Origin of the sequence: Candidatus Fukatsuia anoeciicola (genome assembly GCF_964059965.1) — a bacterium.
GTDB classification, from domain to species: Bacteria; Pseudomonadota; Gammaproteobacteria; order Enterobacterales; family Enterobacteriaceae; genus Fukatsuia; species Fukatsuia anoeciicola.
The window spans coordinates 920,060-937,605 of sequence record NZ_OZ060923.1; the positions used below are offsets into that span (position 1 = coordinate 920,060).

13 protein-coding genes are annotated in these 17,546 nt (G+C 29.5%); 8 read left to right on the plus strand and 5 right to left on the minus strand.

All coding sequences use genetic code 11. The annotated features are described in order from the left end of the window. Nucleotides 1-5: 5 nt before the first annotated feature. Nucleotides 6-2,810, minus strand: coding sequence for a DNA polymerase I (polA, locus tag AB4W73_RS02885; protein ID WP_367680341.1), 2,805 nt, complete (start codon nucleotides 2,808-2,810; stop codon nucleotides 6-8). A 380-nt stretch (nucleotides 2,811-3,190) separates the two neighbouring features. Continuing rightward, the gene (dsbA, locus tag AB4W73_RS02890; RefSeq protein ID WP_367680769.1) at nucleotides 3,191-3,811 is read right to left on the minus strand and encodes a thiol:disulfide interchange protein DsbA; all 621 of its coding nucleotides are present in this window, start codon (nucleotides 3,809-3,811) and stop codon (nucleotides 3,191-3,193) included. 669 nt (nucleotides 3,812-4,480) lie between these two features. On the opposite strand from dsbA, the gene pncC reads away from it, so the two are divergent. The 8 genes from pncC (at nucleotide 4,481) to murA (ending at nucleotide 11,314) form a co-directional block, all read left to right on the plus strand. Then, entirely contained in the window at nucleotides 4,481-4,969 is a 489-nt protein-coding gene (pncC, locus tag AB4W73_RS02895) for a nicotinamide-nucleotide amidase (RefSeq protein WP_367680342.1), read from the plus strand. 133 nt (nucleotides 4,970-5,102) lie between these two features. Next, entirely contained in the window at nucleotides 5,103-6,170 is a 1,068-nt protein-coding gene (recA, locus tag AB4W73_RS02900) for a recombinase RecA (RefSeq protein WP_367680343.1), read from the plus strand. A 140-nt stretch (nucleotides 6,171-6,310) separates the two neighbouring features. Then, a complete protein-coding gene (gene mlaF / locus AB4W73_RS02905; RefSeq protein WP_367680344.1) occupies nucleotides 6,311-7,120 on the plus strand; it encodes a phospholipid ABC transporter ATP-binding protein MlaF in 810 nt (269 codons plus the stop codon). Nucleotides 7,121-7,314: 194 nt separating this feature from the next. Next, entirely contained in the window at nucleotides 7,315-8,097 is a 783-nt protein-coding gene (gene mlaE, locus AB4W73_RS02910; protein ID WP_367680345.1) for a lipid asymmetry maintenance ABC transporter permease subunit MlaE, read from the plus strand. Between the two features lie 2 nt (nucleotides 8,098-8,099). After that, nucleotides 8,100-8,576, plus strand: coding sequence for an outer membrane lipid asymmetry maintenance protein MlaD (mlaD, locus tag AB4W73_RS02915; RefSeq protein ID WP_367680346.1), 477 nt, complete (start codon nucleotides 8,100-8,102; stop codon nucleotides 8,574-8,576). 74 nt (nucleotides 8,577-8,650) lie between these two features. Beyond that, nucleotides 8,651-9,280 (plus strand): phospholipid-binding protein MlaC, encoded by a 630-nt coding sequence (gene mlaC / locus AB4W73_RS02920; protein ID WP_367680347.1) that lies wholly within the window; start codon nucleotides 8,651-8,653, stop codon nucleotides 9,278-9,280. Continuing rightward, entirely contained in the window at nucleotides 9,280-9,570 is a 291-nt protein-coding gene (gene mlaB / locus AB4W73_RS02925; RefSeq protein WP_367680348.1) for a lipid asymmetry maintenance protein MlaB, read from the plus strand. The genes mlaC and mlaB overlap by 1 nt, the downstream gene beginning before the upstream one ends. A 466-nt stretch (nucleotides 9,571-10,036) precedes the next feature. Beyond that, nucleotides 10,037-11,314: a UDP-N-acetylglucosamine 1-carboxyvinyltransferase gene (murA, locus tag AB4W73_RS02930; RefSeq protein ID WP_367680349.1), complete on the plus strand. Its 1,278-nt coding sequence runs from the start codon at nucleotides 10,037-10,039 to the stop codon at nucleotides 11,312-11,314. A 501-nt stretch (nucleotides 11,315-11,815) separates the two neighbouring features. Here the strand turns inward: murA and csrA are convergent. From csrA to lpxB, 3 genes are all read right to left on the minus strand, one after another. Beyond that, nucleotides 11,816-12,001, minus strand: a complete 186-nt coding sequence (gene csrA / locus AB4W73_RS02935; RefSeq protein WP_367680350.1) for a carbon storage regulator CsrA — start codon at nucleotides 11,999-12,001, stop codon at nucleotides 11,816-11,818. Nucleotides 12,002-12,252: 251 nt separating this feature from the next. After that, nucleotides 12,253-14,883: an alanine--tRNA ligase gene (gene alaS, locus AB4W73_RS02940; protein ID WP_367680351.1), complete on the minus strand. Its 2,631-nt coding sequence runs from the start codon at nucleotides 14,881-14,883 to the stop codon at nucleotides 12,253-12,255. Nucleotides 14,884-16,344: 1,461 nt separating this feature from the next. Then, nucleotides 16,345-17,544, minus strand: a complete 1,200-nt coding sequence (gene lpxB, locus AB4W73_RS02945) for a lipid-A-disaccharide synthase (RefSeq protein WP_367680352.1) — start codon at nucleotides 17,542-17,544, stop codon at nucleotides 16,345-16,347. Nucleotides 17,545-17,546: the final 2 nt, after the last annotated feature.

Sequence of the window (17,546 nt, forward strand, 5' to 3'; positions counted from 1 at the left end):
TAATTTTATGGATATGCTTCGTCCCAATTATCACCAACCCCAATATTAACTCGTAAAGGCACCATTAACTGTATGCTTTGCTCTTCCATTAAAGTACGAATTTTTAATTTAGCCTTATCTAGATCATGTTTATTAATTTCAAATACTAGTTCATCATGTACTTGCATAATTATCCGTATACGTAGTTTAGTTTCCTGTTGTAACCAGATATTAATCTTAATCATAGCACGTTTAATAATATCAGCAGCACTACCCTGTATCGGGGCATTAATAGCTTCACGTTCAGCAGCTTTACGTTGCATAACATGACGTGATTGAATATCTAGTAAATAGAGACGTCGACCCTCTAAAGTAGTAACATAACCTTGTTCAGCAGCTTGCTTACGGGTGCGCTCTATATAATCTATTACTTTAGGATAGCGTTCAAAATATAAATTTATATATTTTTGTGCTTTAATATGTGTTATACCTAACTGACGCGCTAATCCAAACGCACTCATACCATAAATCAGGCCAAAATTAATTATTTTTGCACTACGACGTTGATTAATAGTAACATTATCTAATGGTATAGTAAATACTTCAGCAGCAGTAGCACAGTGAATATCTTGATTGGTAGCAAAAGCATTTATTAATCCTGGATCCTGAGAAAGATGAGCCATAATACGTAGTTCAATCTGAGAATAATCCGCTGCTAAAATATAATAATGAGGTGCTGCAATAAATGCTTGACGAATACGTCGTCCTTCTTTATTTCGTATTGGAATATTTTGTAAATTTGGATCACGAGAAGATAGACGTCCAGTCGTTGTTATGGTTTGATGATATGAAGTATGGATTCGACCTGAAAGTGGGTTAATCATTAACGGGAATTTGTCGGTATAAGTTGTTTTTAATTTTGCTAGACTACGATATTTTAATAGCACCTTGGGTAACGGATGATTTAGTGCTAATTTTGTAAGGACCTCCTCATCTGTTGAAGGTGCACTACGTGGTGTTTTTTTTTGTATGGGAAATTTTTGTTTTTCATAAAGAATAAACTGTAATTGTTTAGGTGATGCTAAATTAAAAGATTCTCCTGCTAAAAAATGAGCTTGTGTTTCTAAATCAACCAGACGAATCGTTAACTCCTTAGAGAGTTTTATTAAAATAGATGATTCAATTAATACTCCTGTACGTTCAATACATGATAATATTTCTAATAATGGCATTTCAATATCCTGAAATATTCGCATTAAAGCATTATTTTGTTGTAATTTTAGCCATAGGATTTTATGAAGCTGAAGTGTTATATCTGCATCTTCCGCAGCATAAAATGAAGCTTGCTCTAAGGAAATCTGGTTAAAGGTTAGTTGTTTTTTACCTTTACCAATAATATCTTTAAAATTAATAGTTTTATAATGTAAATAGTGTTGGGCTAAACTAGCTATATCATGATGATTAGTACTGTTTAAAACATAAGATTCAAGCATGACATCAAACATTATTCCTTTTAGATTAATATTATAATTAGCTAAAATATTTTTATTAAATTTAAGATTTTGTCCTGCTTTATGTATTTGTTTATTTTCTAATAATGGTTTTAACATACTTAAAACTTGATCACGATCTAGCTGATTAGGTACGCCTAAATAGTCATGTGCTAATGGTAAATATGCTGCTTCACCTTTTGCAATGGCAAAAGAAAGACCTATTAAATTAGCATTAAGTATGTTTAGACTATCAGTTTTTGTATCAAAAACAAAGAGATCTATCTGATTAAGCTGATTTATCCAAGTAGATAATGTTTTTATATCTAAAATTATTTTATAATTTTTTGGTAATAGTTGATACGTTATCCGTGGTATATTTACTATGGCATGTTTCTCTACTAATGAAAAACGATTAATTTTTACTTTTAATTTACTTTTTTTATTGCTTAATAAATTACCAGATTCTAACTTAACCAACAAATGTTTAAATTCATAGCGAGATAAAAGTTGGTGTAGTTTATTAATATCTGGAAACATAATCTGTAACTTATCATAAGTAATATTGAGTTTAACATCAGTTTTGATTGTCGCTAATTGATAGGATAAATAAGCTAGTTCTTTATTTTGCTGCAATTTTGCTGCTAAAGTTTTAGCGCCACGAAAAGTCAAAGTAGCAATGTTATTTAAATTTTTAAATAATATATCTAAACCACCTATTTCTTGTAATAAAGCTTGTGCAGTTTTTTTTCCAATACCAGGTACACCTGGTATATTATCAGAAGAATCTCCTATTAACGCAAGAAAATCAATAATTAACTCTGGTGGTACACCATATTTATTACAGACTTCCTGTGGCCCTAAGAGTGTATTATTCATAGTATTAATTAAAGTAATATTTGATGTTACAAGCTGTGCCATATCTTTGTCACTAGTACTAATTAAAACAGCATGACCTGCTTTTTCTGCCTGTTGTGCTAAAGTTCCGATAACATCATCAGCTTCAACACCAGCCTTTACAAGCAAAGGTAATCCTAGTGCCCGTAAAAGGTTATATAAAGGTTTAATTTGCAAACGTAAAGTATCTGGCATTGGAAGACGATGAGATTTATACGGAGCAAAAAGTGTATCACGAAAATTTTTTCCTTTATCATCAAATACTACAACCATATGACTTGGATTATATTGTAATAATAAGCTACGTAACATATTTACTACCCCATAAATTGCTCCTGTTGGTTCTTTGTTTGTATTACTTAGAAAGGGGAACGTATGATAGGCTCGATAAAGGTATAAAGAACCATCAACTAATATTAAAGGACTTTTTTTAATTGTCACCATAGAATTATTTTATCTTTATTTTGCAATATTATTCTTAAAAAGATATATAAACCTGCCATAACTTGTAGTAAGAGGCAAACTTTTATTATTCTCTGTATAAAAAGAGAAAAAATTTTTTATAGTAAGATATTGGTTTTTATTAACTATGCACAAGTTTGTAAGCAAAAAATATTTTTTTAATAACATAATAAGTAATTAATAATTATTTATAATATGTTATTGTAACTATATTATTATTCTTTAATAAGAAAATTTAATTTGATTTTTACGACAATAATAAAAATTATATTTATAGGATGATATGGAGAATATATATTTAATATCAGATTAATATAAGAACTTATACTTTAAATAAGAATAAAATATAACTAAAAATTCCGTTATCGATTTAATAAAAATTTTATTACATCAGTATATTGTTTGACATAAGCCTCTTTTGAGCTAATATCGATACCTTCATTTTTAATCATATATCTGCCATTGATAAATATTGCAGGTACACCTTTTAGATTAAAGTTTATAGCTACTTTTTTTTGCTGTGTAATTAATGTTTTTACCACAAAACTATTAAGCGCACTATCATAATCCTCCCCTTTAATACCTGCTTGGATAAAAACTTTACGAATATCTGCTACTGTTTTAATTGTTTGTGTTTTTTGTACTGCCGTAAACATTAAAGGTGCAATTTTATCTTCTACACCCAGCGCAACAGCAACTATCCAAGCTCTAGTTAACTCATAACCTATCACATCATCAAATGAAACATGGTAACGCGCTATTTTAATATCTTTAGGTAATGCCGCTTTTATCGTTTTAATTATCTGATACTCTGTATCAAATTGATAACAATGAGGACAATAAAAAGAGAAAAATTCTAATACTTGAAAATCAGTAATTACTTGTTTGCTAAGTGTTTCATATTGCTTGTTTTCTTGAAATGGTGCCGAGGAAACAGTAAATACTATTATCATACTTAGTAATATGTAACTTATTTTTTTTATGTACATGCAATAGTTATCTCCATTATTTTAATGTTAGTATTTAAGTTGATATTAAAATACTAAAAATTTATTTTTTCATAATATAATAGTTGTTATGTAGCATAATCATTTATATTAATAAACATTAATTAGTATTAGTATATTAATACTTATTTTTATTAAGTAATTTATATGGTTCATACTATAATATGAAAATTAAATAATAAGAGCTTATAAAAAGTTCTATATATTATATAGAAATAAAATATGTCTCCATTATCACAATATTATAAGATCCTTGCTTTTATAATATTGTAATAGTTACACACCCCCTATTTATTACTAATATTACTTAATAATTATAATCTCAATAGTAAAATACTGATTAAACATAAAAATAATAATTAGTTTTTACGAATAGCAAAAAATTAAAGCTTAAACCGTAAATAATAATTTCCCTTTAATTAAAGGGGAAGCACGAGTAATTATTTTGCTATAAAAACCTAAATAATATAACAGTTATTATATAAAATAGTGTTAATACGTATTATTTTTACCTAATTTTTTACTAATGTCATTATTAGTATTTTATTTAGTAATATTTTTATTATTTAGGATTACTTGATACCTAAATAATAGATATTTCATGAATTATGCCTTAATTTTTTAATTTATTAGGACAAAGATAAAATGAATCATAACCGGCTACATGAATTTAGTTTTGCTGTCGGCGAAAAACTTAGACAGAGAAAAGCTTTTATTACCTGCGCAGAATCTTGTACTGGTGGATGGATAGCGAAAGCAATTACTGATATTCCTAATAGTTCTATGTATTTCGATCGCGGCTATGTAACCTACAGCAATATTGCTAAACATGATCTACTTGATGTTTCTAAAGAGATATTATTAACTTATGGTGCCGTTAGTGCTGAAGTTGTAAAAGAAATGGCATTAGGAGCGTTAAATAAAGCAAGCGCAGATTTTTCTTTATCTGTCAGCGGATTTGCTGGGTCTAACAAAAAAGATATTTTTAACTCACAAGGTAAAGTATGGTTTGGTTTTGCTGCGAAAACTGGTGAAGTTATCACACAAATGCGAATATTCCATGGTAATCGTGAATCAATACGTATGCAAGCTACTGTTTTTTCATTAAAAAAAATATTAGAGTATTTTTTATAAAATAATCTTCATGTTACATTATTACACAACATAATTAGGGGTAATTTTTATGTAATGTAATATATAATTGTAGTAATAAACTTTTATAAAGCTACTGTTTGCTATATAAATGTTATATAAAGGAAGAAGCAAAATGGTAACTAATGAAAATAAACAAAAAGCATTAGCTATGGCATTAGCACAAATTGAAAAACAATTTGGTAAAGGTTCTATTATGCTCCTAGGTGAAGATCGTTCTATGGATGTTGAAACTATTTCAACAGGGTCTCTCTCTCTTGATATTGCATTAGGTGTAGGTGGCTTACCAAGAGGACGAATTGTTGAAATTTATGGTCCAGAATCATCAGGCAAAACAACATTAACCTTACAGGTTATTGCATCAGCTCAACGTGAAGGGAAAACTTGTGCATTTATTGATGCTGAACATGCTCTTGATCCTATTTATGCTAAAAAATTAGGTGTAGATATTGATAATTTACTTTGTTCTCAACCTGATACTGGTGAGCAGGCACTAGAAATTTGTGATGCCTTGACACGTTCTAATGCTATTGATGTGATTATTATCGATTCTGTTGCTGCTTTGACACCAAAAGCAGAAATTGAAGGAGAAATTGGTGATTCTCATATGGGTCTTGCGGCACGTATGATGAGTCAAGCAATGCGTAAATTAGCGGGAAATTTAAAAAATGCTAACACACTATTAATTTTTATTAATCAGATTCGTATGAAAATTGGGGTAATGTTTGGTAGTCCTGAAACTACAACAGGAGGCAATGCGCTTAAATTTTACGCATCTGTACGTTTAGATATTCGACGGATAGGCTCAATAAAGGATGGTGATGAAGTAATTGGTAACGAGACTCGAGTTAAGGTAGTTAAAAATAAAGTTGCAGCACCATTTAAGCAAGCTGAATTTCAGATACAATACGGAGAGGGGATCAATATCTACAGTGAGATAATTGATCTTGGTGTTAAACATAAACTTATAGAAAAAGCAGGATCCTGGTATAGTTATAATAATAATAAAATTGGCCAAGGCAAGACTAATGCTTGCAAATATCTAAAAGAAAACTCTTCTATTGTTATCGAATTAGATAAAAAATTACGCGAGTTATTACTCCCTAAATCTAATATTAATAATATTAATACAAAAAATTCTAATGCTCAAGATGCTAGCATTAAAACTCTTCTAGTATCCTAAAAAAATACAAACAGAATTAGCAACAGAAGCTAGAAAGAAGGAAAAAAACAATAACACAAGTGAAAAGTTTTAATCTTTTTTATTAAGCTGAAATTATATAACATACTAACATATAATAAGGCATAAAAGGTACACCTAAAATGATACCATTAGCATTAAATTTAATTGAAATTCAGGGTATGAGTTTTATTCGTGGTGGGCGTAAAATATTTGCTGATATCAATATAACAATACCTCGTGGTAAGATAACAGCAATTATGGGTCCATCAGGAATAGGTAAAACTACTCTATTACATTTAATAGGAGGACAATTAAATCCTGACTATGGCATGATTTTATTTGATGGTAATAATATTCCTACTTTACCACGACAACAATTATATCGTATACGCAAAAAAATGAGTATGTTATTTCAGTCTAACGCGTTATTTACTGATTTAAATGTTTTTGAAAACGTAGCATTTCCCTTACGTGAGCATAGTAATCTACCATTTGAACTATTATATAGCACGGTAATGATGAAATTAGAAGCTGTTGGATTGCGTGGTATTGCTCATTGGATGCCATTAGAACTTTCTGGTGGTATGGCTAGGCGAATTGCTTTAGCACGGGCAATTGCACTTGATCCTGAATTAATTATGTTTGATGAACCTTTTATTGGTCAAGATCCCATTACTATGGGAGCGTTAGTTAAACTTATCAATAAACTAAATTATGCATTAGGGATTACCTGTATTATTGTATCACACGATATTTCTGAGGTGCTTAGTATAGCTAATTATGCTTATATTATTGCTAATCAACATGTAATTGCTAAAGGAACACCACAGCAGTTAAAAAATAATAATAACCAACAGGTACGTCAATTCCTTGATGGCGCTAATAATGAAGTAGCGTCTTTTAGTTTTACCTCTAATGATTATAAAACCGAATTATTAAAATTTACTTAATATCTAGTAATAAAATTTTAGCACTTATTTTAAATTTTCTTTATTTATTTAGACGAGCTAAATAGATAAAATATAGTTTTCTTTTTGCATGCTATAAAAAAATAATAAGTATTTTAGGCCTATTTAATAAGTAACTTAACTAAAAATACAGCTAATATAAGATTATAAAAAATTTTTAGACTAATGGGGTCTCTATGTTAATAACAGCGTTAGCATATTTAGGTCGCTATACTATAAATCTATGTGCATCATTCGGTCGTGCTGGATTAATGTTATTTAATGCATTAATAGGTAAACCTGAACCATATAAACAGTGGCCATTGCTGCTAAAACAAATCTATAATTTAGGAATGCAATCACTACTTATTATTGTAGTTTCTGGATTATTTATTGGTATGGTGCTAAGTTTACAGGGTTATTTAATTTTAGTAACTTATAGCGCAGAAACTAGTTTAGGCATAATGGTAGCCTTATCATTATTAAGAGAGTTAGGACCAGTAGTTACCGCTCTACTATTTGCTGGACGGGCTGGATCAGCACTTACTGCAGAAATTGGCCTAATGAAAACCACTGAACAGATTTCTAGTTTAGAGATGATGGCTATTGATCCACTTAGACGCGTGATTGCTCCTCGCTTTTGGGCAGGCATGATTAGTATGCCACTATTAACAGTAATTTTTATTGCTATAGGAATAACAGGAAGTGCCATAGTCGCTATTAATTGGAAAGGTATCGATGTTGGTTTTTTTTGGTCTGAGATACAAAAGATAGTTGAGTGGCATACTGATTTATTAAATAGTCTAATTAAAAGCTTTGTGTTTACTATTATTATAACCTGGATTGCATTATTTAATGGTTATGATGCAATTCCTACTTCTGAAGGGATTAGCCAGGCTACAACTAATACAGTGGTATATTCATCATTAGCAGTGTTAGGATTAGATTTTATATTAACAATATTAATGTTTTGGAATTAATAATGCAAACAAAGAAAAGTGAAATAGGAGTCGGTCTATTTATTTTTTTTGCCTTAGTTGCTATTATATTTATCTGTTTAAAAGTAGCAGGCATTAAATTAATTAGTAATCAAACTACTTACCGAATATATGCTACTTTTGATAATATAGGTAACTTAAGTATTAATTCCCCGGTTAAAATAGGTGGTGTTGTAGTAGGACGGGTAGCTATTATTTCTTTAGATAGTAAAAATTATACTCCCCGTGTCGCTATAGATATCAAAACAAATTATAATACTATTCCGGATAGTAGCTCTTTATCTATAAGAACATCTGGATTATTAGGAGAACAGTTTCTATCACTAAATGTAGGATTTGAAGATAAAGAAATGGATACCAATCCATTAAAAGAAGGTAGCATTATCCAAAATACAAAATCTGCATTTATTTTAGAAGATTTAATAGGTCAAATACTCTATAGCACAAACAAAAAAAATTAAATTATATTATCAAAAAATATGCAAAGATTATGAGCACTAGGTAGATTTTGAACAGGCTCTAAGAGGTAATAGGTATGTTTAAATATTTATTAGTGGTAATTATATTTATAACTGTACCACTAGCTAATGCCGTAGATCAAACTAATCCTTATCATTTAATGGAAGAAGTAGCCAAAAAAACCTTTGGCCGTTTAAAAAATGAACAAATAAAAATTAAACAAGATCCTAATTATCTTCGAACTATTGTACGCGAAGAATTATTACCTTTTGTACAAATAAAATACGCAGGTGCTTTAGTATTAGGTCCTTTCTATAAAGAAACTATACCATTACAGCGTATAGCTTATTTTGCTGCTTTTAGTTCATATCTAGAACAAATATATGGACAAGTATTAGCTATGTACCATAGTCAAAATTATCAAATTATACCAGAAAAATCTTTAAGTAATGCAACTATTATTACTATTCGTGTTAGTATTATTAATTCAAATGGACGCTTACCTATACGTCTAGATTTTCAATGGCGTAAAAATAGTCAAACAGGATATTGGCAAGCTTTTGATATGGCTGTAGAGGGGGTAAGTATAATCATGACTAAACAGAATGAATGGGCTTCTATTTTACGTCAACAAGGGGTAAAAGGTCTAACAGAACAATTACTAATTAACGCAAAACAACCTATTATATTGGATAAAAAGCAATAATGACTATTAAACTTGACTGGGAATTACAGCAAAATATCCTATTATTACGAGGAAATTTAAATCATAAAACACTCTTGCCATTATGGCAACAGAGTCATACGTTACTAGTCGGTATTAATTTTATTGATGTTACGCAATTGCAACGAGTTGACTCTTCAGGTTTAGCACTATTAGTTCATTTACAACAAAGATCATATCAACACGGTACAACATTAACAATTTCTGGCATTAGTGAACAATTAAAAACACTAATTAAACTCTATAATTTACAACAAATAATTTTTTATTAAATTCCTTATAAAACCATAATTAATATTATAAAGCTAAATATTTAAATTATACTAAATACTAGTAAGTAATAAGAATTATGAATATTAAATAATGCAAAATTTATAGTATATAATAAGTTTCTTATAAAACCTACTAAATATTAGATTAGTAGATTGATATATACGTTATTAGTACTAATAAAATTAAAGCATATTAATACTAGGATTATCATTACCAGAAACTTATGTTAGCATTCAAAATAAAATAATAGTATAAATAACTTTATAAAATAAACAGTTTTTAATTTTTTTAATCTAATAGATTATTTAATGCTTTTTAAGTAATACTAAACAAAAAATATGCTTAAAATATTTATTTTATATTATATAAAACATAAAATTATATTTATACATTTTTAAAATTATTTAATTAAAATACGGGGAGAATAAAAGATGTCTAATAAGTTATAACAATAAAGGACGTATCGTGGATAAATTCCGTATAAAAGGACCAACTCGCTTAAATGGTGAAGTTACTATTTCTGGTGCAAAAAATGCTGCTTTGCCAATATTATTTGTTTCGTTATTAGCTGAAGAAGTGGTAGAACTAAAAAATGTTCCATATCTTAAGGATATTGACACTACTATAAAGTTACTTCATTACCTAGGAGTTAAAATTACACGTAAAAGCTCGTTATTAGTTGATGCTAGTAAAATAAATAAATTTTGTGCGCCTTATGAATTAGTAAAAACCATGCGCGCTTCAATTTGGGCGCTAGGACCACTAGTAGCGAGATTTGGTAAAGGAGTAGTTTCTTTACCTGGGGGTTGCGCTATTGGTGTTCGTCCAGTTGATCTTCATATTAGTAGTTTAAAACAACTAGGTGCTGAAATAATATTAGAACAAGGCTATATTAAAGCAGTAATACCAGGTTGGCCACATCGTCGCCTACAAGGTACACGCATCATTATGGATAAAGTTAGTGTTGGTGCAACAGTAACAATAATGAGTGCAGCTACACTAGCAGATGGTACTACCGTAATTAAAAATGCAGCCTGTGAACCTGAAATTGTTGATACAGCGCATTTTCTCAATATGTTAGGAGCAAGAATTAGTGGTGCAGGAACAAACAATATTACTATTGAAAGCGTTGAACGACTAGCTGGTGGTCAGTATTCAATTTTACCAGATCGAATTGAAACTGGTACTTTTTTAATTGCTGCAGCTGTTTCAGGAGGTAAAATTATTTGTCATAATACTCGCTCAGATACCATTAATACAGTAATAAATAAATTGCTTGAAGCAGGTGCCGAAATTGAAATAGATGTAGATAACAAACAGATTAGTCTAGATATGCATGGTAGACGCCCTAAAGCTGTTACTTTATGTACTGCGCCATATCCTGAATTCCCAACAGATATGCAGGCGCAATTTAGTTTATTGAATCTTATTGCAGAAGGAAGTAGCATTATTATAGAAACTATTTTTGAAAATCGTTTTATGCATATACCTGAATTAATTCGAATGGGTGCAAAAGCAGAAATTGATGGTAATAAAGTTACTTGTCATGGTGTTGTGCAACTTTTTGGCGCACCAGTCATGGCAACTGACCTGCGAGCTTCTGCTAGTTTAGTTTTAGCTGGTTGTATTGCTCATGGTATAACTATTATTGACCGTATTTATCATATCGATCGTGGTTATGAGCGAATCGAAGATAAATTAAACGCTTTAGGTGCACAAATCAAGAGGATAAAAAATAGTTGATGAATATTGATATAATTAATGTTAACCCCTAATATTAGTTAATCTATAATAATCTATTTAAAATCTCTTATATTTATTGTATTTTAGTTAAATTGTTTATAAAAAATAGCTTACAGTACTTATTTGCTCTTCTTTTAGCGAATTTTTTTATGATCATGGTGATCATATTTTTGGAGGACCTCCTGGGTCACATAAAGAAAACGGAGATCGTTATATCGAAATTTGGAATATAGTCTTTATATAATTTTATTGTATTTGTCTTATATAAAGACTATATTATACTTTTAATTTATTTTTTTCTCTTTTAAAAAATTATTAAAAAAATTTTTGATTGATTCTAATACTCATAGAATAGAGTTTTATTTAAAAATAAGTTATTAAATAAAAGTATGTACCTATTAATGATTTTTTTATATATAATACTTATATCTAATAAAATAAATAGTATAGAGATACTACAAGTGACGGGCTTTGCTTTCCTTGCAAAGCCCTAATTTAGAATCAGCAATCTGGTATAGCACGCTTCTCTGCTTGGATACGTTGATAGATTTCTTCACGGTGGACAGAAACTTCTTTCGGTGCATTTATACCAAGTCGCACTTGGTTGCCTTTAACTCCTAATACAGTAACCGTTACATTATCACCAATCATGAGTGTTTCCCCAATTCGACGAGTCAGAATAAGCATTCATTGCTCCTTAAAAAATTAAAAGAGTCGGGTATTTCATTTTTCCCGCTATTATCTATCCTATACCATGAAAATATAAGCGACTATATCTACATAAATATAAGCAGTTTAGTTTGCCTCTAATTGATATAAAATTAGTTAAATCGAGCAATTTTACGCTTAATTTTGTAACAGATATATAATTTAAAGTTAAAACGTTATATGTGCTATAGCAATATAGTGTATAGGTTATTCTAGTCGTCACTGCTAATTTATATTTGGGTATTTATCCATGCTTCTATACTAATTAGCGCTGAAGGTAACGCTTTCACATTCGTTCCTCCTGCCTCTGCTATATCTGAACGCCCACCACCTTTACCACCTACTTCTCTTGCAATATTTACTATCAAATCATTTGCTTTTACTTTATTAGTTAAGTCTTTCGTGATACCAACAATTAAATTAACTTTATTACCTGTAACCGTTGCTAACACAATAATTGCCGAATCTAATTGATTTTTTAGTGAGTAAACTATATTTCGTAGTATCTCTGGTGTAATGTTATCTAATTTCTTTATAAGAAGTTTTATACCATTTATTTTTTTTGCGTTAGCGATTAGAGAAGCACTATCTTGTGCTATTTGTTTATTTTTAAGTTGATATAATTCTTTCTCTAATTTTTTGCTACGATCCTGCATCAAACAAATTTTACTAAGTACATTATGATTATTACCTTTAACCTGATAAGAAATTTTTTGTAATAAATTATTTTCCTGGTGTAGTTGTGTTATAGCTTCTTCACCAGTTACGGCTTCAATACGACGGATACCTTTTGCTATAGCTGATTCAGCAATAATACGAAATAAACCAATATCACCAGTACGATTAGCATGTGTGCCACCACAAAGTTCGGTGGAAAAATCACCCATAACTAGAACACGTACTTGATCATTATATTTTTTACCAAATAATGCTAATACTTTTCTTTTTTTAGCTACTTCTAGTGTCATAATTTCAGTTTGTATAGGCTGGTTATAGCGAATTTGAGCATTAACAAGGGTCTCAATTTTATAGATTTGCTCTTGTTCCATTGCTTGAGTATAAGAAAAATCAAAACGTAGATATTTATCATTAACTAAAGAGCCTTTCTGAAAAACGTATTCACCTAGTATTTTACGTAGAGCAGCATGTAACAAATGCGTTGCAGAATGATTTAAACAAATACGATTTCGGCGAGTAGCATTAACATTCGCATTAATTTTATCCTGTACACGTAAACATCCCTGAACTAGCTGTCCTATATGAACAATAACCGAACCATATTTCCGAGTATTCGTTACAATAAAATAGGCATTAGTAGTATTTTTTAGTTCGCCAGTATCACCAACTTGTCCACCTGATTCAGCATAAAAAGGTGTTTTATCTAAAACTACCATAACTTCTTTAGTAGGATAAAGTTCATTTACCATTTTACCATTATTAAATAAAGCAGTTATTGTTGCTTGTTGTTGTGTATGTTCATAACCAGAAAACTTACTTGATTTTTCAATATGGATTATATGGCTATAATCAGCAGTAAAGCTATTAGATTCACGAGCACGTTGGCGTTGGGCTTGCATTGCTTGCTCAAATCCAGTTTTATCAACTTTAATGGCTTTTTCCCGACATATATCATCTGTTAAATCGATAGGGAAACCATAGGTATCATATAACCGAAAAGCTGTTATTCCATCTAATGTATCTCCTTTTAATTTATTAAGTTCCTTATCTAATAAAGTTAAACCATGCTCTAACGTATAAATAAACTGTTTTTCCTCAGACCACAATAACTGTTCAATAGTTGATTGTTGATGTTTTAATTCATCTGCTGCTGATCCCATAATAGTAATTAATGGAGCCACCAGTTTATATAAAAAAATATCTTTTATACCTAGCATATTACCATGACGAATAGCTCGTCGAATAATTCGACGTAATACATAGCCACGACCTTCATTTGATGGTAAAATACCATCAGAAATTAGAAACGCACAGGCACGAATATGGTCAGATATAACCCGTAGAGATTGACTTGATAGATTATTAATACCAATAATATTAGCAATTGCTGTAATTAAATTACGAAATAAATCAATTTCATAATTGGAGTGTACGTGTTGTAATATAGCTGCAATACGCTCTAATCCCATACCAGTATCAACTGATGGTTGTAATAATGGCAGCATAGTTCCGTCATGTTGACGATTAAATTGCATAAAGACTATATTCCAAATTTCGATATAACGATCTCCGTTTTCTTTATATGACCCAGGAGGTCCTCCAAAAATATGATCACCATGATCATAAAAAATTTCGCTACAAGGACCACAAGGACCAGTTTCTCCCATTTGCCAAAAATTATCTGATGCAAATGTACTGCCTTTATTATCACCAATACGAATGATTCGCTCATGTGGTACACCAATTTCATTTAACCAGATATTATAAGCCTCATCATCAGTATGATATACGGTTATCCAGAGTTTGTTTTGAAGCAAATTAAACCATTGCTTACTAGTTAATAACTCCCAAGCAAAATGAATCGCTTCATGTTTAAAATAATCACCAAAACTAAAATTACCTAACATTTCAAAAAAAGTATGATGATGCGCCGTATAACCTACATTTTTTAGATCATTATGTTTGCCACCGGCGCGTATACAACGCTGAGAAGTGGCAGCACGAGAATAATCTCGTTTATCTAGGCCTAAAAAAACGTTTTTAAATTGATTCATACCAGCATTAGTAAATAACAAAGTAGAATCATTATCAGGAATTAAAAAACTACTTGATATAATCCTATGTTTTTTGTTACGGAAAAAATCAAGAAATACTTGACGTATCTCAGCGGTGTTCTTGCTCATAATTTTCCTAAAGCAAAACTAACAGAATGATTTTTTATATTTTTAGTCCTAAAAATATGAAGATCTTTAATATATTAAACTATAGTTTAACTATTTAAATATTTTATTGAAAATCTAAAATATTACATAACATTTTATACAGGATCTATAAATTTGAAAATAGAGCCTAAAATTCTTAGTATTATTATTCACCATTTTCTTACATTTAGAATATGGTTATAGAGAATAAAATAAGGTAATATATTAAGTTTATTACTATGAATTAAAAATTATAAAGTTACTATTAATTTCTACCTATTACTTAGTAACTATATTCTAAGTTATTACTAATGTGGTGTAATTTAGGATTAAAGATACAGTAAATAATGGTATCGAAATACTAGCAAAGAAATTTAATATAAATAAATAGTAATCATAATAATCATCAGATAAAATCTATGTAGTGGCAAACAATCGACTATTGTTAATGGGTAAGTAATTTACTGTTAATTTATATACTAGTATCATTATTTAATATAAAAAATTATTTCTATGCTTACTAATATGAAGGTACTTGATATTACATGGTAGCACTGAATTATCCTTCATGTATTAAAATATGCTGATTTTACTATATGAAATAAAATAGGCTCTTATTTTTATGCAAATAAAATAGTTTTACTTATAATAACTTTATTATTAACATTATACCTTAAAGGTAAATAGTATAATAGGTATTATACAACATAATCACATATTGATATTTAATATTAATATGTGATTATGTTGTATTTTTAATCAACTAATTAACTTATAGAAAAAGCTAATAAAATATTATTAGTAAAAATTTCTTCTAAATTAATTTATTTAAAAAGCATTTATAGTAATAAAATTTTTATATGTTATTAATAATAAAAATTATTTTTTATTTAAAATAAGATATAATTAAAGAAATTTACTAGAAAATAGTATATAAAGATTATGCATAAAATTATAATAGTAAAACATAACTATAAGATTAAATACAAGTATTATAATATTAGAAACATATTAAGTAAAATTTAACACTAATAATTTAATCTAATTTATTAAAATAATATAAAAGTTATTGAGGTTATAAAAAGTTTAAATTTACTATAACTAATATTTATTTAAATACTTTAAATTAGGAGTAATAAAGTAAAAATTTAATTAAAGAGTAATATTTTTGTTTAGTTAATTTAGGGTAATTTTAATCTAATAACTACATAAAATATTCTATTAGTAATATATTAGTAACAAATTTAATACGTATTTTTATCATAGGAAAATATCCTGACTAAAAATTAGATTAACCAATAATTTTTTCTACTTATATTATTTTTATTTCTATAAAAATAAGTACTACGAAGATAGTTAAGGTGCTAGTATATAAATTTTTTGTTTAATGTTTAAAATATTAATTTAGCTAGTAATTAGTTATTTATAGAAAAATTAACTTGCTCAACTACTAATACCTATTGAAAAAATAAGCTCATTTGACTTTTGTTTTACTAACTCAAGAATTGCTTGGGCTGCTTTTTGATCAGCGCCGCAACGAATATCTTGATGTAAAGTTAAAAAGCGTTTTTTTAACGCTAAAATAGTTTTTTCTTCGGTTAGTAATGGTAATAGTGCATTAGCTAGTTTTTGTGGTTGACAATCCTGTTGTAATAATTCAGTGACTAACTTTTCTCCTGCTAATAGATTGGGTAGTGAAACATAAGGTGTTTTTACCCATCGTTTCGCTAACCAGAAAGTAAAAGGCCGCATACGATAAGCTACAACCATAGGGCATTTAGCTAACATGCATTCTAATGCTGCTGTTCCTGAAGCAAGTAATGTAGCATCACTCGCGACCATAGCACGACCTGCTTGACCATCAAGCAGGCGTAGTGGTAAATTTGGTGCTATTTTAGTTTTAATAGCAATAAACTGTTGTCTTCGTTGAGGATTTACTAGCGGAACTAATACCTGAAGATCAGGGAATTGCTGACGTAGCAAAGTCACGGTAAGAAGAAAATTAGCACTTAACATAGCGACTTCTGCATGGCGACTACCAGGCAATAATGCTAGACAACGACTAGCTGAAGCAATACCAAGCGCTGCTCTTGCTGCTTTCTGATCAGTTATTAGTGGCATAGCATCTGCCATAGTATGACCAATAAAACGACAGGGAATATTAAAACGATCGTAAAATACTTTTTCAAAAGGCAACAACGTTAAAACCATATCTGTAGTCTTAGCTATTTTTAAAATACGTTTTTGCCGCCAAGCCCAAACTGATGGGCTGACATAATGAAGAGTACGAATACCCTGTTGTTTCAAATACCATTCAAGATTGATATTAAAATCAGGTGTATCAATTCCAATAAAAACATCAGGATTAAGCTTAGTAAAACGATGTCCAAGATCACGGCGAATTTTGAGCAAACGTGGCAAACGACCTAACACTTCGACCATACCCATTACTGCTAATTCTTCCATTTGATACCATGTCTCACAGCCTTCGGCCTGCATTAAAGGGCCAGCGATACCAACAAAATGTGTATTAGGAACCTGCATTTTCAAAGCACGCATTAATCCAGCTGCTAAAATATCACCTGATGTCTCTCCAGCAACTAATCCAATAGTCAACGGACGATTTTGCAGATGATTTTGCATAA